This window comes from Streptomyces olivochromogenes (genome assembly GCF_021538895.1).
Lineage (GTDB): Bacteria > Actinomycetota > Actinomycetes > Streptomycetales > Streptomycetaceae > Streptomyces > Streptomyces olivochromogenes_A.
Window position 1 is genome coordinate 1 of sequence record NZ_JADDRL010000128.1, and the last position, 26,150, is coordinate 26,150.

General features: G+C 68.5%; 29 protein-coding genes, 1 tRNA gene and 1 pseudogene. 11 read left to right on the forward strand and 20 right to left on the reverse strand.

Annotated elements, in window-relative coordinates; genetic code table 11:
* Positions 1–736 precede the first annotated feature (736 nt).
* Positions 737–961: a hypothetical protein gene (locus IPZ69_RS39245; RefSeq protein ID WP_235459518.1), complete on the reverse strand. Its 225-nt coding sequence runs from the start codon at positions 959–961 to the stop codon at positions 737–739.
* A gap of 824 nt (positions 962–1,785) precedes the next feature.
* Between IPZ69_RS39245 and IPZ69_RS39250 the strand changes: the two genes are divergently transcribed.
* Positions 1,786–2,250, forward strand: a complete 465-nt coding sequence (locus IPZ69_RS39250) for a hypothetical protein (RefSeq protein ID WP_235459519.1) — start codon at positions 1,786–1,788, stop codon at positions 2,248–2,250.
* Positions 2,251–2,468: 218 nt separating this feature from the next.
* Here the strand turns inward: IPZ69_RS39250 and IPZ69_RS39255 are convergent, their stop codons facing one another.
* On the reverse strand, positions 2,469–3,071 hold the full coding sequence (locus IPZ69_RS39255) for a hypothetical protein (RefSeq protein ID WP_235459520.1): 603 nt from the start codon (positions 3,069–3,071) through the stop codon (positions 2,469–2,471).
* Between the two features lie 286 nt (positions 3,072–3,357).
* Between IPZ69_RS39255 and IPZ69_RS39260 the strand changes: the two genes are divergently transcribed.
* Entirely contained in the window at positions 3,358–3,546 is a 189-nt protein-coding gene (locus IPZ69_RS39260) for a hypothetical protein (RefSeq protein WP_235459521.1), read from the forward strand.
* A 189-nt stretch (positions 3,547–3,735) separates the two neighbouring features.
* On the opposite strand, the gene IPZ69_RS39265 is transcribed toward IPZ69_RS39260, so the two are convergent.
* Positions 3,736–4,365: a hypothetical protein gene (locus IPZ69_RS39265; protein WP_235459522.1), complete on the reverse strand. Its 630-nt coding sequence runs from the start codon at positions 4,363–4,365 to the stop codon at positions 3,736–3,738.
* A gap of 518 nt (positions 4,366–4,883) precedes the next feature.
* Entirely contained in the window at positions 4,884–5,342 is a 459-nt protein-coding gene (locus IPZ69_RS39270) for a hypothetical protein (RefSeq protein WP_235459523.1), read from the reverse strand.
* Between the two features lie 1,228 nt (positions 5,343–6,570).
* Here IPZ69_RS39270 and IPZ69_RS39275 point away from each other — a divergent pair.
* Entirely contained in the window at positions 6,571–7,077 is a 507-nt protein-coding gene (locus IPZ69_RS39275; RefSeq protein WP_235459524.1) for a GNAT family N-acetyltransferase, read from the forward strand.
* Between the two features lie 259 nt (positions 7,078–7,336).
* Here the strand turns inward: IPZ69_RS39275 and IPZ69_RS39280 are convergent.
* The 3 genes from IPZ69_RS39280 to IPZ69_RS39290 form a co-directional block, all read right to left on the reverse strand.
* A tRNA-OTHER gene (locus IPZ69_RS39280) sits at positions 7,337–7,427 on the reverse strand.
* Positions 7,428–7,459: 32 nt separating this feature from the next.
* Entirely contained in the window at positions 7,460–8,134 is a 675-nt protein-coding gene (locus IPZ69_RS39285) for a DUF4328 domain-containing protein (protein WP_235459525.1), read from the reverse strand.
* A 378-nt stretch (positions 8,135–8,512) separates the two neighbouring features.
* Positions 8,513–8,977 (reverse strand): hypothetical protein, encoded by a 465-nt coding sequence (locus IPZ69_RS39290; protein WP_235459526.1) that lies wholly within the window; start codon positions 8,975–8,977, stop codon positions 8,513–8,515.
* 395 nt (positions 8,978–9,372) lie between these two features.
* Between IPZ69_RS39290 and IPZ69_RS39295 the strand changes: the two genes are divergently transcribed.
* The gene (locus IPZ69_RS39295; protein WP_235459527.1) at positions 9,373–9,924 is read left to right on the forward strand and encodes a hypothetical protein; all 552 of its coding nucleotides are present in this window, start codon (positions 9,373–9,375) and stop codon (positions 9,922–9,924) included.
* Between the two features lie 1,286 nt (positions 9,925–11,210).
* On the opposite strand, the pseudogene IPZ69_RS39300 reads toward IPZ69_RS39295, so the two are convergent.
* The 4 genes and pseudogenes from IPZ69_RS39300 to IPZ69_RS39315 form a co-directional block, all read right to left on the reverse strand.
* Positions 11,211–11,505, reverse strand: a pseudogene (locus IPZ69_RS39300) (hypothetical protein).
* Positions 11,502–12,245 carry a GntR family transcriptional regulator gene (locus tag IPZ69_RS39305; RefSeq protein ID WP_235459528.1) on the reverse strand — a complete coding sequence of 248 codons (744 nt, stop codon included), beginning with the start codon at positions 12,243–12,245 and terminating at the stop codon, positions 11,502–11,504. Before IPZ69_RS39305 ends, IPZ69_RS39300 begins: the two are co-directional and overlap by 4 nt.
* Positions 12,242–12,439 carry a hypothetical protein gene (locus IPZ69_RS39310; protein ID WP_235459546.1) on the reverse strand — a complete coding sequence of 66 codons (198 nt, stop codon included), beginning with the start codon at positions 12,437–12,439 and terminating at the stop codon, positions 12,242–12,244. The genes IPZ69_RS39305 and IPZ69_RS39310 overlap by 4 nt, the downstream gene beginning before the upstream one ends.
* A gap of 556 nt (positions 12,440–12,995) precedes the next feature.
* On the reverse strand, positions 12,996–13,274 hold the full coding sequence (locus IPZ69_RS39315) for a hypothetical protein (protein WP_235459529.1): 279 nt from the start codon (positions 13,272–13,274) through the stop codon (positions 12,996–12,998).
* A 79-nt stretch (positions 13,275–13,353) separates the two neighbouring features.
* Here IPZ69_RS39315 and IPZ69_RS39320 point away from each other — a divergent pair, with 79 nt between their 5' ends.
* On the forward strand, positions 13,354–14,109 hold the full coding sequence (locus tag IPZ69_RS39320; RefSeq protein WP_235459530.1) for a GntR family transcriptional regulator: 756 nt from the start codon (positions 13,354–13,356) through the stop codon (positions 14,107–14,109).
* A gap of 170 nt (positions 14,110–14,279) precedes the next feature.
* Here IPZ69_RS39320 and IPZ69_RS39325 read toward each other — a convergent pair whose 3' ends face one another.
* On the reverse strand, positions 14,280–14,684 hold the full coding sequence (locus IPZ69_RS39325) for a DUF6416 domain-containing protein (RefSeq protein ID WP_235459531.1): 405 nt from the start codon (positions 14,682–14,684) through the stop codon (positions 14,280–14,282).
* Positions 14,685–15,067: 383 nt separating this feature from the next.
* The gene (locus tag IPZ69_RS39330) at positions 15,068–15,331 is read right to left on the reverse strand and encodes a hypothetical protein (protein WP_235459532.1); all 264 of its coding nucleotides are present in this window, start codon (positions 15,329–15,331) and stop codon (positions 15,068–15,070) included.
* Positions 15,332–15,630: 299 nt separating this feature from the next.
* Between IPZ69_RS39330 and IPZ69_RS39335 the strand changes: the two genes are divergently transcribed.
* From IPZ69_RS39335 to IPZ69_RS39345, 3 genes are all read left to right on the forward strand, one after another.
* Entirely contained in the window at positions 15,631–16,341 is a 711-nt protein-coding gene (locus IPZ69_RS39335; RefSeq protein WP_235459533.1) for a TetR/AcrR family transcriptional regulator, read from the forward strand.
* 61 nt (positions 16,342–16,402) lie between these two features.
* A complete protein-coding gene (locus IPZ69_RS39340; protein WP_235459534.1) occupies positions 16,403–17,362 on the forward strand; it encodes a D-2-hydroxyacid dehydrogenase family protein in 960 nt (319 codons plus the stop codon).
* A gap of 157 nt (positions 17,363–17,519) precedes the next feature.
* Positions 17,520–17,819, forward strand: coding sequence for a chaplin (locus IPZ69_RS39345; RefSeq protein WP_235459535.1), 300 nt, complete (start codon positions 17,520–17,522; stop codon positions 17,817–17,819).
* An 80-nt stretch (positions 17,820–17,899) separates the two neighbouring features.
* Here IPZ69_RS39345 and IPZ69_RS39350 read toward each other — a convergent pair whose 3' ends face one another.
* From IPZ69_RS39350 to IPZ69_RS39380, 7 genes are all read right to left on the reverse strand, one after another.
* Positions 17,900–18,766, reverse strand: coding sequence for a tyrosinase family protein (locus tag IPZ69_RS39350; RefSeq protein WP_235459536.1), 867 nt, complete (start codon positions 18,764–18,766; stop codon positions 17,900–17,902).
* Positions 18,750–19,250, reverse strand: a complete 501-nt coding sequence (locus IPZ69_RS39355; RefSeq protein ID WP_374295397.1) for a tyrosinase family oxidase copper chaperone — start codon at positions 19,248–19,250, stop codon at positions 18,750–18,752. The genes IPZ69_RS39350 and IPZ69_RS39355 overlap by 17 nt, the downstream gene beginning before the upstream one ends.
* 158 nt (positions 19,251–19,408) lie before the next feature.
* Positions 19,409–19,924: a hypothetical protein gene (locus IPZ69_RS39360; RefSeq protein ID WP_235459538.1), complete on the reverse strand. Its 516-nt coding sequence runs from the start codon at positions 19,922–19,924 to the stop codon at positions 19,409–19,411.
* 102 nt (positions 19,925–20,026) lie between these two features.
* A complete protein-coding gene (locus IPZ69_RS39365; RefSeq protein ID WP_235459539.1) occupies positions 20,027–20,611 on the reverse strand; it encodes a vitamin K epoxide reductase family protein in 585 nt (194 codons plus the stop codon).
* Positions 20,611–21,117 (reverse strand): DUF5949 family protein, encoded by a 507-nt coding sequence (locus tag IPZ69_RS39370; protein ID WP_235459540.1) that lies wholly within the window; start codon positions 21,115–21,117, stop codon positions 20,611–20,613. Before IPZ69_RS39370 ends, IPZ69_RS39365 begins: the two co-directional genes overlap by 1 nt.
* A 198-nt stretch (positions 21,118–21,315) precedes the next feature.
* Positions 21,316–21,606 (reverse strand): hypothetical protein, encoded by a 291-nt coding sequence (locus IPZ69_RS39375; RefSeq protein WP_235459541.1) that lies wholly within the window; start codon positions 21,604–21,606, stop codon positions 21,316–21,318.
* A 203-nt stretch (positions 21,607–21,809) separates the two neighbouring features.
* On the reverse strand, positions 21,810–22,052 hold the full coding sequence (locus tag IPZ69_RS39380) for a chaplin (protein ID WP_235459542.1): 243 nt from the start codon (positions 22,050–22,052) through the stop codon (positions 21,810–21,812).
* 359 nt (positions 22,053–22,411) lie between these two features.
* Between IPZ69_RS39380 and IPZ69_RS39385 the strand changes: the two genes are divergently transcribed.
* The 3 genes from IPZ69_RS39385 to IPZ69_RS39395 form a co-directional block, all read left to right on the forward strand.
* On the forward strand, positions 22,412–23,578 hold the full coding sequence (locus IPZ69_RS39385; RefSeq protein WP_235459543.1) for a glycosyltransferase: 1,167 nt from the start codon (positions 22,412–22,414) through the stop codon (positions 23,576–23,578).
* Positions 23,575–25,005: an exopolysaccharide biosynthesis polyprenyl glycosylphosphotransferase gene (locus tag IPZ69_RS39390; protein WP_235459544.1), complete on the forward strand. Its 1,431-nt coding sequence runs from the start codon at positions 23,575–23,577 to the stop codon at positions 25,003–25,005. Before IPZ69_RS39385 ends, IPZ69_RS39390 begins: the two co-directional genes overlap by 4 nt.
* 3 nt (positions 25,006–25,008) lie before the next feature.
* On the forward strand, positions 25,009–26,150 hold a 1,142-nt coding region (locus tag IPZ69_RS39395; RefSeq protein WP_235459545.1), incomplete at its 3' end, for an O-antigen ligase family protein.

Sequence of the window (26,150 nt, forward strand, 5' to 3'; positions counted from 1 at the left end):
AGCTACGGATCAGAAGGTGCCCGTGCCCCACCCGTGCCCGATATAGCGGGGAACTGCGGGGAGCCACGGTGCCGGGCGGGCACCGCGCAGCGCAACGGCCCCTGGAATTCGCCTTGCCTGGTAAGGGGCCGTTCACCTGCGCGGTGGGTGTGGGATTTGAACCCACGGTGACTCGCGCCACGACGGTTTTCAAGATCGCTCGCGGGCTGGACTCGCCCATTGAAACACCCGGCCAAAGTCGTTCCGTCGATCATGTGGGCAGGCTCCGACCGACGGGAGCCCGATGTTCACAATCGTCAGAAGAACTGACCGCCGCTCTCGTGACTGCACTGGTCCAGGACCTCTACGATCACTCGACCCGCAGCAGCGAAAGTCAGGGATATGAGGGGCATGGCGATGGGCACACTCAAACGGATGTTTTGGGCGGCCGACCGCTGGCTGGGGGGCGACCCGGGCGACCGGCTACCTTCGCGGCCACGCGGGCGGTTCCTGCGCCATCCGGTGCTCTGTGGACTCGCTGGCGCCTTCTTCAGTGGCGGCCTCTGCGCTTTGACAATTTGGAAGGTTGATCTACAGGTCATCCTTTTCGGTTTGATCATGGGTGCGTTTTGGGCCCTTCTCGTCATAGCCGAACGGAAGCGCTTGGATCACTACGGCATCCCGTGGAGGAAGGGACGCGAGGATTGAGCGCACACGGATCAGCAGGCTCCGTGCCCCAGCCGTGGCGATGCAGATGTCAGACGCTCGTCTCCGGGCCCCAACGGTCTGGGCCTACTCCGCGCCAGTCGATCCAGGGCGCCTCGGCAGCCTCGGCAGCGTCGAGCTCCAGGCCGGCCCGGCGGAGAAACTCGACCAGGTCCGCCATGTTGTGGGCCAGGCCGAGGATCTCGCCGTCCACGCGCACACGCCGCCCGCCCGTAGGTGAGGGCGGGTGGACGATCACGCGAATGCGGCCGGACACGCCTTCAGGATCATCCCCAGCACACCGTTCCGCATTCGAGCGCGTCATTCGCCAACCCTCAGTGCTTGATCGGTGGCAGCAGTCGCGGCGAACCCGCAGGCAGGTCGAGCGATGAACCCGCCCACGAGGAGCCCTGGTCCGAAAGTCCCAGACTGCGTAGCTCCCACCACGCCGCGGGGCTAGCCCGACGTTGTTGCCAGTACGGGTGGAAGAACACCTGAGTCGACAGCCGGTACAGACGTCGACGCAGTTCGGTCCGGCCGGGCCGGTCGGCGAGCTGCCGGTAGGTGACACTCCCTGCTGCGCCTGCGCGAGGTCGGCGGGGAACGATCGCATGACCAAATCCAATCATGTGTTCGATTTCTGCGTCCATCGACGGCCTCGTCGCGCGGAGCGGAGCCTTGACCAGGCGTGCCAGAACCGTGCCAGGTCGTGCGGGGAACCACGGGAAACACCGGGGACCCACTCGGTCCGCAACTAGAGCTCTGACACTCTTGCCCGCAGGTCAACTACCGGAGGCAGGGCAAGAGGACCTGAGCTTCCCAAGCTGAGGTCTCGGAAAGTGCCGTCACAGCCTGCTCTGATCGACGACACACGTCGATAGCGTGGCTGAGGCCGGTAGGGGCGCAGCGAGGCACACGCGCGCCTGATCCGTTGACGCACCCACCATCGTGGCTGACTGTCGTCGGCTGAGGTACGAGCATCAACGGTGAGCGGCCCCGCCCGCGGCCCCCGACCCCACCATCACAGTTGGAAAGCGTGTTGGAAAGCATCGGCTTGCTGACTTCTGCCCAGCCTGCAAGGCAACGTGGTGAGCTAGTGCAGTGGAAGCCATCATTGCCAGTGCCATAGCCGTCCTGGGCGCCCTGCTTGGCTCCGGCATCACACTCGCGTTTCAGCAACGTGCAGCTGACAGGAACCACGAGTTCACGCTGAACGAGAGGCTGAGGCAGGAACGGCTAGACGCCTACTCTGCCTACGCTGGCGCACTGATCAACTACCGCCGTTGTCTGATACTCCTGTGGTTCTGCCTGAATGAGCAGCCCCCTCCGGACAATGCCGAGGAAGTGCGGGACCGAGCCTACGATCTTCGCTCTAGCGCTCAAGAAGCCATGCTGCGTGCAGTGCTACTCACGGATGATGAGTCGCTGAGCGAGGCAGCGAGGACCATCCTCGACGACATCGCAAGTCTCTACAAGGCGGATAGCCGCGAAGAATTCGATCACCGTAGGGGCCAAACCGGGAACAGCATCGGCCGCTTGATCAGCGACTCCAAGCGACACCTCTGAAGATCCGAACGACGATGGACAGCCGTCGGCGCCAGGAGCCTCCCCGCACCACAGGCGCACCAGATCGTGCGGGGAACAGCGGGGAACCACGGTGAAGGCAGCTGAACCTCACGGGGCCTACCTCAGCTATTTTCCCAGATCAGGGCCCAGGGCACCCGCAAAGGCTCACAGCTTCCCAAGCTGAGGGCGCCTGCCAAATGCCCGGACTCCCCGAAGAGTTAGAGAAGGTCCCGCCAGAAGGGCACCGTCGCTCGGGGGTTCCAGCCCTCATCGACCTCGCCCCGCGCCTCGTCGAACTCCTGGTGCATGTAGTCGACCAGGTCCAGCCCGTAATAGATGATGTCGGTCTGCCACATCGAGAGCACCGGATGCCCGACGCTTCCCCGGCCAGCAGGCAGGTATCGGTGGGCATACACGGGCACCAACACCGGCACCTCCGCCAGATGATGCCGTGCCGCATCCAGTGCCGCCGTCCCGTCGGCTGGACGCTCGCCCCAGCCCTCGTACCAGAACCGGTTGTGCTCAACGTCGAGCAGAGCACCCTCGACCGGCCAGTCGAGCTGTCGACGCAGGCTGTCCAGATCGCCGCCGCGCCACTCCGGCCACGGCCTGGACCAGGTCTGCCCGTCCTCGGGAGGGACGTTGACCGGAAGCCCGGCCGCAAGGAATGCTCGGTGGTCGTCCGCGAACTCGAAGCCGTACTCTCGCTCGATGCGCGTGAACTCGGCGTCGGTCAGCCCCGGCTCGAACTCGTAGAGGCCTGTCTGTGCCAGGCGACGTGCGGCCTCGGCACCCAGGCGTAGTCCCTCATTGCTGATCACCGCCGCACGCTAGCGCCGACCGTAGCGGACCGTCACCCGAGTAGTGCGCGGGCTCCGTCTCAGTTTCCGTCTCATTCAGCAGCGTTCATGCTCGCTCAAGCGAGACACGCCCGGGCACACGTCCCGGCCGTCAGCCGCCCATGAACGCAGGTGAACGCCCCTGCGCACAGCCCAGGCGCCCACCACCACAGTTGGAAAGCGTGTGGGTCGGCAGCTGGATACTCCCTCGCCGATCGGTGGATGCGCGCGTACGGTCACGTCAAGGACGTCGAACGTTGAAGGGACCATGAGCAGAAGACGCTACGTGGCCAGAGGTGTGCCCGGTGGTTACCGGATCTGGGACAACCGAGGACGTCGATGGTGGGGCGATCACTACGAGTTGTGCCCTGACGACCTCTTGGCCGAGCTCAACGGCCAGGCGGACTACGCACGGATCACCGCGCTGCTGAAGCGCTACAGGGCTCAGAAGCGGTAGCCAGCGCCGGAGTGTGGATGACGAAGGCGCGCACCACAACCGCACCGGATAGAGAGGGGAACGGCGGGGAATCACGGGGAAAGCATCACCGCCTGCCAGCACTCCTCGTAGACCATTCGCCCAGGTCACCGCGCCGACCGGCCGCAAATGACCGCAGCTTCCCAAACTGAGGCTCAGGCCGAGAACTGCTTAGATCTTGTGCCCCGCGAGCGAGGCTGTGACCCTGCCTCCCTGTTGAGCCTGCTGGATCCGTTCCGCTTGCAGACGGGCCAGGGCAAGCATGTCCTGGGGGTCAGCGTTCTGCTCATGGGTGTACGCCATAGCGGCGACGACTGTGCCGACCCGCATCACGATGGAGACGAAAGGCTGGCCGGAGACCTTGCTGAATCCGGTACGCGCCATGCTGACGTTGCCCACGGTAGGCATAGAGATAGCGCGGTCTTGCCGGCTGGCATACGACTTACGGCGTTCCTCGTACCCCGACCGAGCGCTTTGCACGTCGTCAAAAGCGGTGAGCTCGATGTAGACGTTGCCCGTGCTGTCCGCGTTGTCGTACTGCAGCTCAGCGTGGCTGGTCATCCCTGCACACACGTTTGCGCGGCATGGCGCGTTCTTCGGATAGTCGCGTCCGCGTAGTTCCGTTGCGCCAACCTTCCAGCCGACGGGCATGCTCTGCAGATCCGGGGCCGCCTGCTTGAGTCGAGCGAAGTTGAGGCGAGCCAGCAGATCCGGAGTCGAGACGGTTGGCGTACGAGTGCTGCGCTCCGTATTGCCAGGAGCACTATCGCTGCCCTGGCAACCGGCCACCGTCAGCACCACAACGGCTACCGTTGCCCACGCCCATACCCTTGTCGCTGACAGCCTGCGGCGCATCCGCAAGTCCCTCCCCGTGCGTGACTCCGTCGAGGATAACGATGAGTTGATCGTCCGTGCCGGCCAAGCTTCCTGTCCGAACTGCGAGTTCTCTCGCCCCCTGACGGCCTACTGCCCTCGCCGTCGCGGCTTGCTCTGGCAGAAGCCAACGAACGGCATGGCTGATGCCAGGGGGGTACAGCGAGGCACACACGCACCTGATCGGCCGACGCGCCCGTCATCGTGGCTGACTGCCGTCGGCTGAGGTTCGTGCCACAACCGTGCCAGATGCAGCGGTCAGCCACGGTCAACGAAGGTGTCTCGCGGTCGAGTCCGCAGCCGCCTCACCAGGCATCGAAACGCCAGGTCACCGGCACGGCCTCCCGCCCTCTCTCCTAAAGCGGTAATGCTCCGAGGCCTGCAGCAACTGGTCGCGCGACATGCCCGGCCGGCCGGGGAATCCCCCGGCAAGCCGGACACCGGTGTCAGCAGGGAGTGGTCACCCGGTTGCTCACCGGGCCGCTGATGCCGTTCATCTTGAGGTATTCCACCGCATACGTGGTGTCCTGCGAACAGTCCAGCGGCCACGTGTTGGTGAAGCACGCACGCTGAGCCCCGGGCGCAAGGGGATACTCGTTGCAGTAGCCGCCGGCACCCCATGTGGTATAGATGCCCGGCGCCTCGATCTTGACGGCGACGCTCGCATGGTTGACGACGACGAGAACCGCCTGGGCCTCCTTGCTCGCGTTCATGACGATGCACATGCGCATGTTGACGTTGTTCGACGCCGGATGGTGAATGGTCGTGCCGCAGTGCCAGTTGCTGTTGGTGCTGCCTACTGTCTGCCATGTCGGATAGGCGGAGGCGGGGGAAGCACCAAGAAGGGAGACAGTGGCCACGGACGTCGCGGCAGCGAAACCCTGAAGTGCCCTGCGGATATGCATGAGATGCCCTCCCGTTGAGTGCCCCGATTGGGGCATCAGCACCCGAACTTACATGGGCACGTCACTCCGGCAGCAATCGTTTTTGTGTGTGCCGAGCAAGCACGCCCTCGCCGGGCCGCCCCTCGGCCGTGCGGGGGTGCTCAACGACGACCAACGCCGACAGCCACCGACAGCTAATCCGCAAGTCGCAGCGTTGATCGATTACATGGCCGCAGGCCAGTGGCCCAGCCCTTCAATTCTTCGGCTACTGACCGCACCGCAAGGCGGCTTGGCGCCACCCATTGAGACTCCGCCGGCCTTTCATCGTCAGAGCCGCATGCCCCTTTTTCGGCCAACCTTTTAGGTCCTTAATGTACGACTAAGCGCGATGGAGTGCGACTAACTGAGGCTAAGTAAGGCCAAGCAGGGCCAACTAAGAGCATCCTTGACCTGCAACGATGCGATGAGATTGATCCGCTCAACGTCTCTTCAGGGCTGCTGGCCAGGGGGAATCTGCGTGGCTGATATTTCATTGCGCCCGCATTGAAAAGGCTCTTCCGGAGGGCCTCTGGGGCCTGTGGCCTATTGGCATCCGACGGTGTCTTCCCGAGCTCCCATGCAGTGCACGATGTTCCGGAAATAGTTAAAGGCCCATCACCAGCTCCGACCTGGAAGCAAGCGCTGTGTGATGGGCCATGAACCCGGAGGTTCAAGAATGAGTGTGACCCTGTCTTCAAGGGATCTGTCAAACCGCCCTCGGCGACCGTGGGTCGTTGTGGTCGTCCTCATGCTGATGGTGTGGGCCCCGCTGGCCGATGCGATAAGCGCCTACGTGGACGCGGCAGCCCTGGTCGCGCTGGTCTCCGCTGGTTGCGGTACAGCAGCGAAGTGCAGCAACCGCCTCAACCATAGGTGACCGTCCTCGGCCGCCAACATCCCTGTGACCAGGGCGGATCACCTCAGCGACCTTTACGCCCGTAGTTCGCATCGAGGGGGCCAGGCAACGGGAAACGCAGACGGCCCCGGGGCGATCCCTAGGGCCGTCTGTGGGCCGTCTGTGGGCCGTCTGTGGGCCGTCTGTGGGCCGTCCGACGGCGGCCGACGACGACAGTGGACGACAGCCCTTCCCCTGCTCATCAAAGGTGGTTTGGGTACCGGCGCAGGTGCCCATCGTCGTGGCTGAGCCGACGCCCTCCGGGATCGGAAACCCGGTACCGCAGTCACCAGTGACCGGTCGAAAATGGCGGGCATGGACGCGCAGAAGGTGACCCTACGGAAGATGACGCCGTCGGAGTACGACGCGGCGACTGAGCATCGCGAAGCCGACACGGCCCGAGAACTCGGCAAATCCATGCCCGAGGAGTTGGCGCGGGAGCGGGCTCATCAGGGTACGGCGCAGTTCCTCCCCGACGGACTCGACACGGCTGGTCATCATCTCGTGGTAGCGGAGAACCGATCAGGCGAGATCGTGGGGAACGCGTGGATCGGCCCGGATCCGCGCCAAGCCGCGGGCACTGCCAGCTCAGCGTGGCTGTACGACATCAACGTCTCCCCCGCGTTTCGGCGACGCGGATACGGGTCTGCCATCCTCTCCGCCGCCGAAGAACTCGTTGCCCGTGAGGGCTGGACATCTCTGGGCTTGAATGTCTTCGGGGACAATGAGGCGGCCATTGCCCTATACCACCGTAATGGCTATGACGTGGCATCCATGTCTCTGTGTAAGAGCGTTCAGCAGTTTCCTGACATCAACAGCTGACACCAAAAAGCGCGAACAGCACCGGCCGACCCCGGACCCCGGAGGATGTACAACCGAGTCGTAGGCCGGTTGGCCGGTGGCCACGAAGTCCGGTGATCGACCTGATAGGGATGCGGGCCAGCCTTTAAAGCCTGTGCGCGGCCGTGCCCCATCCGTGCCCTGTAGGCCGGGAACTCACGGGGAATCGCGGTCATCAGCAGGGATCGCGCATGGCAAAGGCCCCTGACCGATCTTGCTGGTCAGGGGCCTTCCACCTGCGCGGTGGGTGTGGGATTTGAACCCACGGTGACTCGCGCCACGACGGTTTTCAAGACCGCTCACGAGCTTGACTCGCTCGTTGAGACTCCACCTGCCGCGTGGGCACGCAAACGCCCAGGCATCCTCAGGATCTCGCCTTGCCCGTCGGCCAGACCTCGGCGGACGCCATCGCAGCGGCGCGCTCCAACCTGCGAACGAGCTGCCAGACGACGACGATCGATAGCGCAGCGGCGCAGATGTGCAGACTCTCGCCGACCATCATCTGCCGCAGGGCATGGCGAGCCTGGCTCGCATCGACCGCCTTCTTCAGTTCATCGAAGGCATCCCCGTACCCGTTAGCCGCGACCAGGACAGACAGCCACCACGCCGTCAGCAAAGGATGTCCGCGACGACGCTGCGGTTCCGGCCGGCTGGCAGCCCACAGGTCGTTGATGAACATCTTGGGCACGAAGAGCTGCGCCACCGGTATCACCCAGCCAAAGACCAGCCACGCCCTGCGCCGACGTTGTCCCTGGCGCCAGAGCACGTCCGCGACGTCGCGCATGTTGGCGAGCCAGATGCTGAACTGAAGCAGGGCCAAGATAAGCAGCCCCGTCCGCCAGCCCAGCAGGTTTCTGAAGTACGTGTCGACCTCGACCAACGGGTTGTCGACGTACGGCCCTGGCGCCAGCGGTCCCGCCAGCAACTGGTACTTGTGCCAGGCCACCAGCCCGGCCGCGACGCTCACCAGCGCGAACGCGGCGAGCACACAGCAGGCAAACCAGGCCTGCCCACGCGGCAACCTAACTGCTTCGGCCACTTCACACCCCTTGGAAGCCGCCCGTTCGGACTTCCCGCAGGTCGGCAGCGGATCTTAACCCCTGTGGAATCGGCTACCACAGCGTCTCGGCAGGTCAAGCCCGCCACGGTGAGATGGCATCAGCGGCCGACACCGACAAGCGCGAACTTCGGCGGGCAACGGCGGAGGACTGGTTCGGGACGGAGCGCGGTCCTCAGACGGGCCGTCTCTGGGCCGTCCGCCGGCAATCGACGACGACCAGCGACGACAGTCAAGGACGGCAACCATGCAGCTCTTCGCTGGGATGCGGCACGATGCCGCACCTCAGCGAGGGGGGCGTTCATTACCAGAAGAACTGATCGAGCGCCCCCTGCGCCCTTGAACTACCGGCCGAAGTCGCTACGGCGACCCCAGGCCTGTCCGGCGCCCAGAGCGGTCTCGGGACGACGCCCACAGTGCGATCAGGACTGCGGCGACAAGGGTTGCGACGTCGGCCCAGCTGTAGGGCAGGGTCGTAGCCACCGGAAGGGCCACCAGCAAGGCGACCCCCTGCAGGACAGTGGAAAACACCGGCAGACCCTTTACCGCCGCGTCCTTCCGCGTGCGGAATGCCGCGATCCCCCAGAGCAGAGGAAACATCAGGCAGGCGATCGCAGCAACAGCGAAAATCGGCAAGGCGAGAAGGTTCCCTGCGTTTGCAGCGATGCCAGGTGAATCATCGCCGGGGACGATCATTGGGTGTTCCACGTACCAGTGTGCGCGGAGAGTCGCCTGCACGAACACGGCAGGGAACACCGCTGAGGCCAGGGCGGCCGCGCCATACCAGCGCCAGGATCGGGTCGTCGCCCCGCCGGTCGTCGCCACCACAACTCCTTGTCCGTCCAACCTGCCACAGCCTCACCCACCGCTCGGCCTGGTCGACGAGTCCGTCATGCCAAGGCCTGCGCCGATCAGCGCAGCGAGAGTGTAGGCGCTCACCAGGCACGTGTCTGCTGTAGGCACGCCTCGTCGCCGACAGATCGGCGGTAGCGTCTTGACGCGGTCATTGAGACTCCGCTGACCGCGGACCTATGCCTCAGGACCGAACGGCGTTGCCTGTGCCTGACCTGGCAGTCCCCGTACGGAGAACGACAACTGCCAATCCCCTGCCTCGAGTCGAGGTGAGCTGGGACCTGTGGGCCTGTTCGCTACTGTCTGCACAGCAGTGGGATTTGACTGAGTGCCCAGGCGGGGGTGGGATGTCCGGCACGACTGTGTCCTTGATCGTAGCCATCGTTGGTGTACTCGGCACGCTGGCTTCGATGGTAATCACCCAAGCCCTGTCCCAGCGCGCCAGACTGCGAGAGGTGGAGCAGGTAGAGCGGGTCCGTGTCGCAGAGCAGAGGGCTCCTGCAGAACTGCGGAAAGTCGATCAACTTCGAAGTTGTTATGTCCAGTTGAACGCGCATGATCGCCACTACCGCGACGCGATGCTGGCGTACGCGTACGCCCTCAAATTGGGGGCCGCCGGCACGGAAGCAGTTGAGGTGAGCAGCGCGCGGCGTGCTCAACGGGACGCTCGCGATGAGGCTCAGATGATCGCAAGCGAGGAAGTGCTCACGGTTGAGAACCGAGTGAATATCCAGCTCACATTCGCTTACAGACTCCTGATGGAGGTAGCGAGCGAGCCGGAACCATCCGCTCGTCTGACGCAGCTTGACGAGGTCATCGGCCTCCTGGACCCGGTCATCGAGAAGCTGGAGCATGTGCAAGCGCTCATGCGTGTCGAGTTAGGCGTCGCTCAAGAGCTCCCGGCGTGGTACGACCCCTAAATCGGGTACACAATGCATCAGCAGGCCGACTCTTCAGCGCGGTAGTCCGCGCGACACATGGACACTGAGCAAGGCAGGCAAAGTCGAAGCGCGACAGACGTGACGGACTCGCACCACAAGCGCACCAGATCAGGCGGGGAACAGCGGGGAACCACAGGGAAGGCGCCACGGCGGGAGAAGGCCATTGTCCTGCCGTTCGCCCAGGTCAGTGCCCCAACCGCCCTCGAATGATCGCAGCTTCCCAAGCTGAGAGTGCCGAACATTCCTTGATCTACCGCCGTACCAGGGCTACCACAACAGTGCCAAGGCCGACGAGCCCGAACACGGTTAGACCGGCTGCCCATACACGATGGGAACGCAGCTTGACCAGGCCTTTGGAAGGCAGTCCTACGGCTCGGCAACGTTCCTCTGCCGGGGCATGGATCTCGGAGAGACCTCTGGTTCTTTCGAACTCTTGCAGCCAGATGCTGTCAGCGAGTTCGTGACGCCGGTGCTTCGCCAAGAGCTGCACGGACATGAAGGACACCACTATCGACAGCACACCGGAAGTAACCCGCGCTAGTCGCCCGGTATCTGGGCTAAGGGCGATCGTCATCAGAAACGCCTGAGCCGTCAGCGCCAGACCAGGTACTTGCCACATCATCGAGTCAAACCCAGCTCGACGGGTGGCCACCGCTTGGTATTGGATGAGTGCTCGCTCATCGTGCGGGGGCGGAGACGTTGCCATGCCCGCCATGCAATCAGCAGCAGGACCGATCCGCAGGCATATTGATAAGTACGCTCGGGAACACCTGCCCACGGTGGCACGGCGGTCATGTTGAGGATGCTCACGTACTGATCGCCGTTCGCCCCGTACAGCAGTGCAGCACAGCAACCCCAGCAGCCGACCATGCACCGCAGCCCCTCTGGTGGACCGCTCGTTAGCTTCTATGACCCCCGTTGACCGATCTCTGTAGAGCTACGGATTAGAAGGCTTCTGACATCAACAGCGCCGGACGGGGGCGTACACCCCTGTCCGGCGGTCGTACCCGTCGACGACGGCCTCCGAAGCGGGCTCGGATCGAACTCCTAAAGCGGTGATCCGGGAGCAGCGCCCCGGCGCGGCCTCTGGGCCGCCCCTGGGCCGTCCGAGGTCGCTCGACGCCAACCGACAACGCCAGAAGCCCACGGCATCTGAGCTGTTCAGAGCCGTGGGCTTCTTAAGCCTCGCTGGTCGGCGAGGTCGGTGATCAGTAGACCGGCAAGTTGGGCCGTATCAGGCAAACCACGGAACGCAACTGCCCGCTCTAGGGGCGATGAGGGTCGCTGGTCGCCAGGAGGTGACCACGGCTGGTCGCAACGCGGAGCACGTCCCGCAGCGCCCCGGTCAGTTCCTTCGCCATCCGTCGCGGGGGCCACCTCCTGGTCGTCATGGGTGCCCGAGGCCTGCTCCAGCAACTCGGCTGCCGTGCCTAGTTGCACCGCTTCGATGTTGTCGGCCAGGCGGGACATGTAGCCGTCTTTGTCGTCGGTGTTCAGGTAGCAGGGCTTGCCTTCCGGCCCCGACCACGGGAGGAGCCGCAGCTCGTTCGGTACCGTCATCCTTGCGTCTGCCTCTCATCGGTCACGTGGTGGGTGGTGAAGACCGCGTCGACGCGATCCCCCGGGAATGCCAAAAGCGCGACCTCGACGACTCGCCCGGTGGAGTCGGTCGCGACGCGTGTGATCGCGAGGATTGCCATGGCCGTGCCGATCTGCAGGGCCGATGCTTCGTCCGGCGTCGGCGGGCGGGCGCGTACCGTCTCCTGGACAGCTGCTGGCGGCGCGCTCAGGACGGCGAATCGCTTGGCCGTCTCTCGCCACGAGGAGTCGTCACCCAGCATTCCGGCCGGCGCCAGGTCGCGCGGGATGTAGATGCGGGCCAGTCCGTGCGGTGACCGCCCCTCGTGGCTGATGCAGAAGAACTCGGCGACAGGGCTGCCTGTCGGTACCTTCAGCAAGGTCGTCAGATGGCCGTTTGCCTGGACCGTGTTGATGCGAACGGTGACGCGTAGGGCCGCTTCGGCGGCTGTCCACGGATCCAGCGTTCCCCATCCACCGACGTATGCGATCTTGCGGAGCGGGCAGCGGACGAAGTTGCCTTTGCCGTGGATCTTGTCGACGAGGCCTTCCGTCTGGAGGATCGCAAGGGCACGCCGGAGTGTCACCGTGCTGACCTTGTATCGGTCGGCGAGACGGGCCTCAGCTGGCAGACGCTCGCCGGGCTTGATGCGGCCGGTCGTGATCTGCTGCCGGAGATCGTCGGCGATGTCGTGATGGCGTGAGGGCACGAGCCGGATCACCGCCTTCTCTGCATCCGAACGGCGGCGAGCCGAGTACGCGCGTGTATGGTCAGCAACTCGCCAGACTCGAAGAGGAGTTGTTTGGCCCCCTGCGGAAGCTGGAAGAGGTCGCTCACCCGATAGGCCCTGCCGCCAAGTTGGATGACGTCGCCACGCTGCACGGTGGCCGCCGTGATCTCGACGTTGGACACCATCGCGCCGCCAGATGCCAAGCCGCTCACCGCTCCAGCTCCGAGGGCGTGGTCTGGTCGGACGCCGAGTGGCACGCGCAGGGGCACAACCCGTAGACGACCGGCACATCGGCCGATGCGGAGACCGGCGAGGACTCCGTGCAGGCAAGATGCGTGCCGATACGGCAGACAGTCGACCGGTAGTGGTCAGCCGAAGCGTCGGCAGGGTGGGGCTGTTGACGAGGAGGCATCAGCGGACCCCCGCGAGGCACGAGCTGACTTCAGCGGGCAGGTGGGGAGCAACTACCACCGCGCGCGGCCGCGGCCGTACTCGTTCCTCCCAAGCCAGCACGTACGGGCGGACGAGTTCGTTGTCCTCCCCCACCAGCGGATGTCGGTGGTTCCCGGTGTCGGAAGCCCGGCCCAGGATGACCGTCGACGCATCACCGGGCGCAGAGAGGGCGGGGGTGGCCGGCGGCCTGGACGGCCTTAAGGGGCGGCGGTGCCTGCCCTTGGGGGCGTACCGCGCTCTGGTGAGTGAGACGGCACGGCGGATACGGTTGAGCACGCTGGTCAGCTCCTATCGCTGATGGCCCGGTCCCCTGACATCGCCCGTCGTGGGGACCGTTCTGCGTACGACCGCCCAGAGGGTGCGGCCGTTCAAGCTGGTGGCGAGGAGCCCGAACCGGTCGGCCTCAGCCACCACGTCCAGGACCTCCCGCCATGACTCGGCGGAGAGCCCGTCCGGCACCTCCGCTTCGACCGACGTGTGACGGCGGTGTTCCTCCACTCGCGTGGAAAGCCCGAGGGCGGACAGCCGTGCGGCGATGGCTGCCGCGCTAACTCCCGAAGCGGGCACAGGGCAGCCTCCGTCAACCGGCGATCACTTTCAGTGAAGCTAGTTAACTAGATTAGAGCTAGTGGACTAGATTTTCCATATGCCTGAGCAGCCGCCCTATCTCCGCATCGCCGACGAACTCCGGCGGCGGATCGCGGAGCACGTGTGGGAGCCCGGGGACCGTCTGCCGTCCCGAAGTCAGATCGGCCAGGAGTGCGGGGTGGGCGAGAACGTCGTCCGCCGAGCACAGGAGCTGCTGATCTCCCAGGGTGTGCTGGAGGGCCGCGCCGGTTCGGGCACGTACGTCGCCGAGCCCCGGCAGCGGGTCCGGGTGGTCCGTTCGTCGGCGCGTGAGCGGCCCGACGGGTCGCCGTTCCGGGCGGACATGAGGGCCGTGGGCAGGCAAGGCGACTGGGAGAGCCGGACCGAGGCCAAGGTGCCGGCTCCGGCGGACATCGCGGCGCGGCTCGGTATCGCCGAGGGTGATTTGTGCGTGCGGACGACTTACGAGTTCTTGGCCGACGGCCGGCCGGTGCAGCTGTCGACAAGTTGGGAGCCGTACGACCTCACCGCCGGCACTCTCGTCGTCCTCCCCGAGGGAGGGCCGCACGCCGGGGCCGGTGTCGTGAACCGCATGGCCGCGATCGGTGTCATCGTCAGCCACGCCGTGGAGCAGCCGGAGCCACGGCAGGCGGCCGCCGAGGAGGCCTCACTCCTGGGCATTCAGAAGGCCGCGCTCGTCACGCACATCCGGCGGACGTACTACAGCGACCAGGGGCGGCCCGTGGAGACGGCGGACATCGTGGTGCCCGCCGCTCACTGCGAGATCGTCTACGAGATTCCGATCAGCCTGTAGCCACCATTTGCGAGGCGCCTGACGCCCCCCAGTGCAAGGGTCAGGAGGCGTGCGCGCCGTCGATGACAGATCGTTGCCGGCGGGCGCGTTCCGTCACCTGGACCACGATTGCGGTCAGGTCTGGAACACCCACGACGAGACCAGGGGTCCCGAGGCCACGGGCAGTGCAGTCACTCGCCGAGTTGAGCGGCCAGGAACACCGCTGCCACCGAGGGGCGGACCGCGTACGTTGCGCCCGAACCCCCCTCAGGGGCTGCCCACCAGTAGAACGGATACCGCCGCTCACTGTTGCTGTGACCTTTGTCCATCCCACGCACCACACCGGCCACACGCGGCGCCGGATCGCCCCCGTTCGGCCCGCCCAGGGCCTTGTCCGCCAGTTCCGTGCAGTGGATCATCCGGCCAGGGGAGCGGAGCAGGTACTCGAACATCCGCCGGGCCTGCGGGGCGAGCTCAGCCAGGAACACCGCGGCACGCTCCAAGTCCTCCGGGGCCCATTCCGGGGCGCCGTAGTGCTTCTCTTCGCCAGAGTGCTCAGCCCATCGCGGATCAACCTCAGACAGATACTCCGTCATGCCCGCCCCCAACAGTCAGTGCCCAGCGTGTGTGTCGTTCGCACCGTACAGATCCGCCAGGACACTGCGTGTCGAATCCGTGTCGAAGTTCTACCGGCGGCCCACTCAGCTGAGGAAGACCCACAGGTCAAGAGGCGGGCGGGGCGCAGCCACAAAGCGCCTTCTAAGCGCTTGGCCGCAGGTTCGAGTCCTGCCGGGGGCGCCCAGTCTCCGCCCTCCCTCGGGAGGGCGTTTTTGCTGTTCAGGGCGGATGTCCTCCCCGAGCTGTCCGCCATGTGGGCTCCGCGGAGCCTCGGGCGCCGGTTCGGCGGATGATCAGTGGCGATCAGGGCCACACCAGAGGGTTCACCGCCGGTCTGGCCCTGAAGATCTCGGGGGCGGCCTCAGTCCCGGCAGTACCGGTGGTAGGCCGAGTTGTAGCCCGAGTTGTAGCCGCTGACATAACCACGTGCCCACGAGGAGTCGTGACCGCCCGCGTAGCCGGATCCGTAACCGTCGCGGTCACAGTCGGATCGCGCGTCGGAGAAGCCGTCGCGGAAACCCTGCCGGAAGCCCTCGCGGAAGTGGTTCTGGTCCGGGAGAACCGTCGCGGAACTCACCTGCGTCGAGGGAGAAGACGCGAACGCCGGCTGAATGCTCAGCGGCATGAGGGCGACTCCCGTCGCCACCAGAGCGGAGCTGAGGGCAGCTGCCCTCTTGATAGTCCTTCGTTGCATGAGCTCTCCCCAGATACGCTCACATGGAATATATCCACCCTAATAGACCAAAAGAGTGACGCAACTTGGGGGTAATCGATCTACGCGGCCACCTTTGCCCCCTGGACCGCCACCGCCGCCAACTACTTATGGAACAGGCGTGACTTCTGTTCGGCCGGTTCCGAAGTGGGCGACTTCAGCGGGGAATTCGTACTCGAACAGTGTTGAAGTGGTTGGGCTACGCTGACGGCATGGCGCGAGAAAGGTTGAATCGCGATCAAGTTGTCGAGGCGGCGATCGAGCTCCTCGACGACGAGGGGGTCGACGGCCTGAGCATGCGGCGCCTCGGCAAGCGGCTCAACTCGGCCCCGACGGCGATGTACTGGCACGTCGGCAGCAAGGAGAACCTGGTCGTGCTGGCCGCCGACCGGGTGTGGGGCGAGATCGAGTTGCGCGACCCCGCCGAGACCGGCTGGCGGCCCGCCGCGCGCGCCCTGATGCGGGACACGTACGCGACGGTCGAGCGCCACCCCTGGCTGGTCCCGGCGATCAGCACGCACTTCGTGTACGGCCCGGGGATGGCCCGCTTCCAGAATCACTCGTACGGCATCTACGAGGCCGCCGGGTTCCAGGGCCGCGACCTCGACTGGGCCGTCAACACCGCCTTTACGTTCGTGGCGGGCACCGCCCTGCTCGACGCCACCCGGGCCGCGGCGGCCAGGGCCAAGCCGAGCGACGTCGTGCAGCGGGCGGACGAGATCGTCGCCCAGTACCCCCGGCTGCGCGAGCGCATGGAGTCGTTCGGCGACGCCGATCCCGCCGAACTGCTCGGCCAGAAGTTCGCGTTCGGCCTGGAGACCATCCTCGACGGTCTGGAGGCAAGGCTGCACGGCGAGAGCGCCGGCTCCCGTGGAGGCGCGAAGGCCACCGCCGAGTCAGCGTCGCGGGCGGCCCTCTCCTGACCACGCCGGCGGGCCGGACGGCACCGGCCGCTACAGTCACCCGCGAGGAGGGGGAGACGACGTGCGACTTCGCTGTGCGGTGCTGGACGACTTCCAGGGAGTGGCGGCCGAGTCCGCCGACTGGTCGGTGCTCGACGAGGAGGTGGAGGTCGTCGCCCTGCGCGAGCACCTGGACGGCGAGGACGCCCTCGCCACGGCGCTCGCCGGCTTCGACATCGTCGTCACCCTGCGCGAGCGCGTGCCTTTCCCCGGCTCGCTCCTCGCCCGGTTGCCCAGGCTGCGGCTGCTCGTCGCCTCCGGCATGCGCAACAGCGTCATCGACTACGCCGCCGCCGAGGCGCACGGCATCACCGTGTGCGGGACCGGGAGTTCGTCCACGCCGCCGGTCGAACTCACCTGGGCCCTGCTGCTCGGCCTCGCCCGCGGCATCGTCGAGGAGAGCAACTCCCTGCGCTCCGGAGGCTCTTGGCAGTCCACCGTCGGCGCCGACCTGCACGGCCGCCGGCTCGGCCTGCTCGGGCTCGGCAAGATCGGTGGCCGGGTGGCCCAAGTCGGGCTCGCCTTCGGCATGCACGTCAGCGCCTGGAGCCAGAACCTCACCAAGGAGCGCGCCGAGGAGGTGGGCGTGGACCTGGCCGCGTCCAAGGAGGAACTGCTGTCCGGCAGTGACTTCGTCTCCGTCCACCTGGCGCTCGGCGACCGCACCCGCGGCCTGCTCGGACCCGCCGAACTCGCCCTCATGAAACGGTCCGCCTACCTGGTCAACACCTCCCGCGCGGCCATCGTCGACCAGGACGCCCTGCTCGCCGCGCTCCACGAGGGGCGCATCGCCGGCGCCGGGATCGACGTCTTCGACATCGAGCCCCTGCCCGCCGACCACCCGATGCGCAGCGCGCCCCGTCTCCTCGCGACTCCCCACCTCGGCTACGTCTCCCGGGCCAACTACGCGACGTACTACGGCCAGGCGGTCGAGAACATCCGGGCCCACCTCTCCGGTTCACCGGTACGACGGCTGCCCTGAACCAGCCGGGACCCGGGCGCGGCAACATATCAACGCCGATCATTAAAAAGGGTGATCACCAGGAGAACACCGTGCCGAGCGCGGAGCCGCCGCGTTGAACGGGACGTGCGGCGGCTGGTCTGCCGTCGCACTCTCATCGAGTCATAAGGAGAACGCGATGTCTCGCATCGCGAAGGCGGTCGCGGTTGCCCTGGGCACCGGCGCCGTTGTGGTCGGCGGAGCCGGTATGGCCCTGGCCGACGCGGGCGCTGTGGGCGGCGCGGCCGGTTCCCCGGGCGTGCTGTCGGGCAACACCGTCCAGGTTCCGGTTCACGTGCCGGTCAACGTCTGCGGCAACACCGCGAACGTCATCGCCCTGTTGAACCCGGCCTTCGGCAACGCCTGCGTCAACGGCCACGTCCCCGACAACGGCAAGGGCGGCGACAAGGGCGGCAACGAGGGCGGATACGGCAACTAGTCCGCCCGCACACAGAGATAGAGCCCCGGTGCCATAATCACCGGGGCTCTTTCCGTACCGGAGTCCAGACGTACCGGAGTTCAGACGTACCGGTAGACCCGGCTCATGTCCTCCAGTTGGTCCGGGGTCACGTCCCACGGCGGCAGCTTCTCGTGCCGGGCGACGATCCGCCGGTGCTGCGCGCTGCGGGGGCCGGGCGGCCGGGCGGGCAGGTAGCGGTGGTTGTGGTGGCGCCGCTGCCAGCGGGTCCACTGCAGGTCGATGAAGGCGTGGTGCAGCCAGAACACGGGGTCGTTGACGGAGGCGCCGCCGAGCATCACCCCGCCGACCCAGCGGTGCACCCGGTTGTGGTTGCGCCAGGAGGAGCTGCCGCTCCCGCGCCCCCACCCCTCCAGCCTGTTGCGGAAGCCGTGGGTAACGGTGGAGTCCCAGGGCGAGACGTCGTAGACGGGGTCGTCCAGCGCCGACTTCAGTTCGGCGGCGGTGGGCAGTTTGATCGGATGGCGGGAGCGGCCCAGGTCACGGGTGAGGAACGCCCCGTCCGTGACACCCTCCTTGATGGTCCAGTGGCCGGCCGAGTAGGCGAACGGCCCGGTCGTCACCTGCCGGTCGGAGCGCCGCCCATTGCCGCCGAGCAGATCCTTCGTCCAGGGCACCGACCTGGTCGTGCGGTCCCGGGTCCAGTCCCAGTACGGCACGGTCACCGAGGAGTCGACGCGGCGCAGGGCCCGCTCCAGCTCCAGCAGGAAGCGCCGGTGCCAGGGCAGGAAGGAGGGCGCCATGTGGGCCGTACGCAGGCCGTTCTCGCCGTCGGCGCCGAAGTAGGCGATGTGCGTCCGCACGAACTCGTCGTACACGCCCCGTCGTTTGATCTCCAGCATGGCCTTGACGAACCGCCGCCGCTCGGTGCGCGTCAGCTTGCTCGCGTTCTTACGCACGTACGCCATAGTGTCCCCCCGTGTGCGCGTGCCACCCGCCGACCGGGCCCGGGGCCAGGTCGCGCAACCGCTGGCCGGGGCCGAGCTCGTCGACGGCCGCGCGGGTCGCCTCCAGCGGTGTCCGGTACGACTGGTAGTGGTCGACCATGCTCAGCCAGGTCCCGTCGGCGCGGCGCATCAGGTGCAGCGGCCGCCCGTCCACGGTGATCTGCCACTCGGCGCCGGCGGGGGCCCCGGCCATGAGCGGCAGGAGCATGCCGCGGATGCGTCGCCCGCGGTAGGTCTCGTCGAAGAAGGTGTCCGTGTGCCGGGCCTTCCTTCCGGGGCTCGGCGGGCGGGAGGCGGCGACGACGGGCGCGAGCGCCAGGGCGGCGACGGAACCGAGCAGGCCCCGTCCCAGCTCGCGCCGTGTCCGGGCGCCGGGCCCGTCTCTCAGCGGGCTTCCTGACCCCTGATCGGCGTTCGTCGGCGTTCCTGAAGCACCCATGACCATCACTCGTTCCGCGTCGGGTTCGGCTGTCGTAGCGGTAACCGCCCGACGGGCTCCGCGGTCACCGCGAGGGCGGCCGTCCGGTGATCCCGGCGGCGTCCGGGTATGGCGAAGGGCCCGGTGCGCCGCCGACGCCCGGGCCCCTGTCGATCTGCGTGGCGCTACAGGCCCGGGCCCGTCCCCAGGCTCGCGCCGGGGACCGTGCGAAGCGCCGGGCCGACCACGCCGGCCTGGGGCTCCGTCACGTCGGGGAGGCCGAATCGGCGGGGGTTCGGTGACGACAGCGGGGCGTCCACGGCGAGGCCGGGGGCGAGGGTGGACACCTCGAAGGCGGGGGCGTCGAGGTTCAGGTGGTCGAAGCCGTCGCCGAGGACGTGCGGCAGGGGCGCGTGCAGGTCGGCGCCGGGCAGGCCGCCGCTGATGGGCAGCTGCGGCAGGGCCCGTTCCGGGAGGAGCCGGCCCTCGGCGTACCCCGGACCCTCGGGTGCGCCCGGCTTCGGCAGGGGCAGCTCCGCGCCGAGCCGGGGCAGCTCCATGTCGAGGGACTTCTCCACGCCCTTCAGCGGCACCGGGACCGGGACCGTGCCGACCGCGGCGGCGGGGGTCGCGCCGGCTCCCACGGCGGCCGCGACGCCCGCGATGACGGCGGCAAGGGTTCCTCGGGTGGTCGACTTCATGTCAGGCACGATCCTTTTCGGGGTTCGGGGCGTTCGTCGTCCGTAGCGCGTAACGAGCCGGAAAAGGACCGCAGTTCAAGAATCCCCCGGGTGCAGCAATGGTCAGCTCGTCCAGAAGTCCCACCAACGGGTGAGGATCAGCATGCCGACGACCCCGATGTGCAGCACCGGCAGCAGCCAGGCGAACTCGGCGAGGAAGGTCCTGACCGGGGCCGGCGCGGGCAGGAAGCCGTTCCGTACGACGAACGACGTGACGTACCAGAACAGCAGGATCGTCGCGATCCAGGCGAGACAGCACCACAGGCACAGCGCGTTGATCCGGTACAGCGACTCGAACTGCAGCCACGTCACGAAGCAGATCCCGAACAGGCAGCCCGCCTCGAAGGTCAGCCAGTACCAGCCGGGGAACCGCGCCCCGGCCAACAGGCTCACGCCGACGCAGATCACGATGCCGTAGGCGACCAGGCCCAGCATCGGGTTGGGGAACCCGAAGGCGGAGGCCTGGTCGCTCTTCATGACGCTGCCGCAGGACACCACCGGGTTCAGGCTGCAGCCGGGGACGAAGTTCGGGTTCTCCAGCAGTTTGAACTTGTCGAGGGTGATGACCCAGGAGGCCAGCAGCCCGGCCGCCCCGGTGAGCAGGACGAGCAGGGCGAAGGCGCGGCTGCCGCCCGCGGTCCGGAGCATCAGCCGCGCAGGCGGCGGGCCGGCAGTACGGCGTGCGCGGCGGCGTGCAGCGTCTCGTCGGCGCCGGCGAAGGCGGCCAGCGCCTCCGGCGGGACGGGCGCGCCGGGCCGCCCCTCGGGCCAGGTGCGGGTGGTGAACACCAGGTAGGCGTGGCCGCGTTCGGCGACCGCGGCAAGCCACTCCGGCGGTGCGGTGCACTGGGCCCTGAACTGCGGCCGCGTCATGGTGAGGACGGCCTGGCCGGCCTCGACGAGCAGGCCGACCGGCAGGCTGGGCCGGGTGGTCCCGTCGACCAGGTCCCCGCCGACCCGCAGTCCATTGCTCGTGAGCAGGTGCTCGACCGCGGCGGACGTCGCCTCCGGGCCGCCCTCGGCGTCCCCCAGGGAGTAGCCCAGCAGATAGGGCATGTCGGAGCCGTCGGGGGCCGCGCCGCTCCAGGCCAGCACGACGAGCGTGCCGAGGTCGGCGGGGCGGAAGGGACGCGGGTCGCTTGAGGTTGAGGTCACCGCGCGACCTTATCGACGGGCCGGTCGGCGGCCCGGCGTCCGCTCACTCGACCGGAGCAGCGCCCCGGGGCTCTCCACACGAACGAGGGACGCCGTCTCCGACGCCCCTCGAACGCTCGTCAGGAACACCCCTCGAACGACCGTCGCGAAGGCCCTTCGAACGCTCCCGGGCCGCCCTTCGACCGCCCCTCGGCGGGGTCAGCTCTGCAGCGGGAGACCGCCGAGCAGCGGGTTGTGCTGGTTCAGGGCCGTGGTCGCGCCCTTGACCGTGTTCAGCACGGAGTCCTTGTTCTCGGTGTCGAGCGCGTTCGACTGATGCTGCAGCGGCATCACGTCGCGCAGGGTGACGGGGCCCTTGGTGAGCGAGTCGACGGCGCCGTTGAGGCTGGTGGGCATGCGGTCGGCGGCGGAGGCGGCGAACGCGGGCGCGGCGACGCCGGCGAGGGCCACGGAACCGGCAACGACAGCGGCAGCCTTCAGGGACTTCATCGCGTTCCTTTCTTCGGCGACTCAGGTCACCTCGGGTGATGGGACGCCGTGTTCAACGATGTCCGGCCGGGGCGGAAACCCCGTGTGCGGAAGACATATGAGATCCCGCGCGCCGTCGGGGAAACGTCCCCGGAAACGCGAACCGGCCGTCCGCCGCGGGGAAACCGCGGGCGGACGGCCGGCCGAAGGGGTGCGCCGTGACGTCAGCCGTTGACGCAGGTGTTGCCGAACGCCGGGTTCAGCAGGGCGACGACGTCGACGGTGTTGCCGCAGACGTTGACCGGCACGTGAACCGGAACCTGGGCGGTGTTGCCCGACAGCACACCCGGGGAGTTGGCGGCGGCGCCGGACGCGCCGCTGTCGGCGGCGGCAATGCCCGCGCCACCGGCGATGGCAGCGGCGGCGGCAGCGGTGGAAAGGACCAGGCCCTTCGCGATACGCGACATGGAGAAATGCTCCTTGGGAGTCGAGACAACTTCGGGCGGGGATGCCCGGCGCAGTGTCAACGCCTCGCTCCGCCAAGGGTTGTGCCGCCAGTGGAGTGATCTCGCGAGGGGTCCGACTTCACAATTCCGACACACTTGCCCTGTTTGTCCGCATTAGTACGTATGCCAGCTAGAGTTGCGGGCCTTGCGAAGCACCGCTGCAGCCAGCACATCGCATGGGGTGACCAGCTGACCTTCCGGCTCGTTTCCATCCGGGACGCGGCGTGGACCGGCGCACTCCTCGTCGCCCTCGACGCGCGGCAGTACGACGCGTACCCACCCGCACTCCCGAGCGCCCCCGTCAGCGAGGAACCCGCCGTATGCACCACTCAGCACCCGACCCTCGGCCGCCGGTCCTCCACCTCGCGCAGCCCGTCGACGGCGGGGTGGCCCGTGTGGTCCTGGACCTGACCCGGGCCCAGCTCGCGGCCGGCCTCGACGTCGTCGTGGCCTGCCCCGCTGGCGAACTGGCCGCCGGCGCAAGGGCGCTGGGCGCGCGGGTACGGCACTGGCGGGCGACCCGCACACCGGGACCGTCGCTCCTGCGAGAGGTACGGGACCTCGCGCACCTGGTCGAAGAGGTACGGCCCGCACTGGTGCACGCGCACAGCGCCAAGGCCGGTCTGGCCGGACGGCTCGCGGTGCGCGGGCGGATCCCCACCGTGTTCCAGCCGCACGCCTGGTCGTTCGAGGCGGTCGGCGGGGTCACCGCGCGGCTGGCGCTGAGGTGGGAGCGGTGGGGCGCGCGATGGGCGCACCAGGTGGTGTGCGTGAGCGACGCGGAGCGCGCGACCGGCCTGCGCGCCGGGATCCGCGCGGACTTCGCCGTCGTCCCCAACGGCATCGACCCCGACCGCTTCCGCCCCGCGGCCGCGGACGCCGTACCCAGCACCCCGGGCCTCGAACTCGACCCGGCGGCACCGCTGGTGGTCTGCGTGGGACGGCTGTGCCGGCAGAAGGGCCAGGACGTCCTGCTCGCGGCCTGGGACGCCGTCCTGCGGGACCTGCCGGGCGCCCGGCTCGTCCTCGTCGGCGACGGACCCGACCGCGAGGAACTGCGGGCCCGCGCCCCCCACTCCGTGCTGTTCGCCGGCGCCGTGGCCGACCCCGTCCCCTGGTACCGGGCCGCCGACCTGGTCGTCCTGCCCTCGCGCTGGGAGGGCATGGCCCTGGCCCCGCTGGAGGCCATGGCCTGCGGGCGGCCCGTGGTGGTCACGGACGTCGACGGCGCCCGCGAGAGCCTGCCCCCCGCGCTCACCCGGCACTGCCTGGTCCCGCCGGAGTGTCCGGCAGCGCTGGCCGAGACCGTCGCCGCGCTGCTGCCCGACGCCCCGCTGCGCGCGTCGCTCGGTGACCAGGGGCGCCGGCACGTCCTGTCCACGCACGACGTGCGGCGCACGGCCGAGGCGGTCGCGGACCTGTACCGCGAACTCCTCGGCGCCGCCCCCGCCGTGTCCTCCGAGTGCAGGGAGTCCATCCACTCGTGACTGCGGAAAGCACCGTCCCCTCCCCCGGCGCGCTGCCGCGGGACCGCGGATTCCCGGCCGTCTCGGTCGTGTCGCAGCGCCTCGGCGGCGGCTTCCGGCTGCCCGCCCGGCGGCCACCCGCGCGTCCCGTGTCGCGAGTGCCGCTGCTCGCCGCGGATCTGACCGCCGCCCTGTGCGGCGCCGCGGTCCTCACCGCCGACCGGCCGCGCCCCCTGCTGGTGGCCGTGCTGGTGACCGGGGCGATAGTGCTGCGCCCGCGGCCCGTGCGGTCCCTGCCGATGGTCCTGGACGAACTGCCCGCCGTCTGCGGCCGGATCGCCGTGGTCTGGCTGGGGCTCGCCGCGCTCGTCGCGGCGTACGCCCCGCAGCGCGCGCTGTCCGCCCGCGGCCTGCTCCTGGGCTGTGCGCTGCACGCGGCGATGAGCGGCGCGGGCCGCGGCCTCGTGCACTGGCGGCGGCGCCTGGCGCTGTGCCGCGACCCGCGCGCCGCCCTGGTCGTCGGCCCGGCCGCGACCGCGCAACGGGTGGCCGCCGCCGTCCTGCGCCACCCCGGCTCGGGCGTACGGCCCGTCGGTGTCGTCGCCGGGCACCGTGACGGCCTGCCCGGCGGCGAGGGCCTGCCCGTGCTGACCACCGGCGAGGAGGTCGAGCGGGCGCTCATCCAGAACGGGGTGCGGGCCGTGCTGACCGTCGGGCCCGCCGTACGCGCCGAACAGGGGCCGCTGCTCCGGGCGTTCGCCGAGTCGGGCTGTGCGATCTGGGAAGTGGACGTGGACTTTCCCGCGTACGGGACGCGCGACCGGATCGCCGGATTCTCCTGCCGGCGCCTGGAGTTGGGCGCCGGGCGACGGGGCGGCGCGGGCAAGCGGGTGCTGGACGTGCTGGTGTCCGGGACGCTGCTGGTGCTGGTCAGCCCGCTGCTGCTGGTGTGTGCGGCGGCACTGCGGATCACCGACGGGCCCGGGGTGGTCTTCCGGCAGGAGCGCGTCGGCAAGGACGGGCGCCCCTTCACACTGCTGAAGCTGCGTACGCACCGCCCGGCCGACGAGCGCGAGGCGGCCACCCGGTGGAGCGTGGCCGACGAGCGCGAGATGGGCCGCTTCTGCCGCTTCCTGCGCCGGACCTCGCTCGACGAGCTGCTCCAGCTGTGGAACGTCCTGCGGGGCGACATGAGCCTGGTCGGACCGCGCCCCGAACGACCGTACTTCGTCGCGCAGTTCGGCCAGGCCCACCCCGGCTACGCGGCCCGCCACCGGATGCGGACCGGCATCACCGGCCTGGCCCAGGTCCACGGACTGCGCGGTGACACCTCCATCGAGGACCGTGCCCGCTTCGACAACGCCTACATCGACGACTGGTCGCTGTGGCAGGACGTCTGCATCCTGCTGCGCACGGCGGCCGCGCTGGTGCGTTCGGCGGGGAGCTGACCGATGACGCTCGCACTGCCGCTGCCGTCGCGCCGGGCCGTCCGGCTCTCCCCCGTGCTGGCCGTGGTCGCGGTGATCGCCCTGCTCGCGCTGCCGCTCTCCGCCGGCGAGGAGGGCGGCGCGGGCCCGGCCGACGCGGCCTCCGCGCTGGTCGTGCTCTACTGCGCCCTGCGTCTGGTACGAGACCGGCGGCGCCCCCTGTCCCGTACCGCCGCCGTCCTGCTCGGCCTGCCGGTCGTCGGTCTCGCGGTCGCCGCGGCCGGGGCGTCCTCGCCGGGCGCCGGGACCGCCGGCCTCGGCCGCTACCTCCAGGTCTTCGTCCTCGTCCCCGCCGCCGTGCTCCTGCTGATCCGCGGCAGGTCCGACTTCCGGCTGCTGGCCTGGTCGTTCGTCGCGCTGGCCGGGTGGCAGGGGGCGATCGGCGTCCATCAGTACGTCACCGGGACCGGCGCCTCCTACCAGGGCCAGGACCTCCGGGCGGTCGGCACCTTCGGGGCGCAGGACGTGATGGGCATGGCGACGGTGGTGTCGTTCGGGGTGGTGTGCGCGGTGGGCCTGGCGCTCGGCCGGGTCTCCGTCCGGGACCGGGTGGTCGCCACCGTGTGCGCCCTCGCCCTGCTGCTCCCGCTCGCCCTGTCCTTCAGCCGGGGCGCCTGGCTCGCCACGGCGGCGACCTGCTCCGTCCAGCTGGTGCTGGCCGGGCTGCGGCGCGCGCTGACGGTGGGGGCGGCGGTGGCGGCCGCCGCCGTGATCCTGGTGGGCGGTTTCGGGGTCGGTACGGCGATGCTGCAGGAGCGGATCAACAGCATCACGCAGGTCGTCGACGCACCGGACCAGTCGGTGGTCGACCGGTACACGATGTGGGCGGCCGCGACCGGCATGTGGCGCGAACACCCGCTGACCGGCGTCGGCCTGAAGGGCTTTCCGGAGTACCGCGACGGCCATGCCTCACTGGCGCTCTCCTCCGGCAGCGACACCGCGGGCGCGGGCGAGGCCTACCGCAGGCAGCCGCTGCTCTCCCCGCACAACATGTACCTGCTGGTCCTGAGCGAGCAGGGCCTCATCGGCCTGCTCACCCTCGCGGGCAGCTGGTCGGCCCTGCTGGCGTGCGCACTGCGCAACCTGCACGGCCTGAGGCGGCCGCG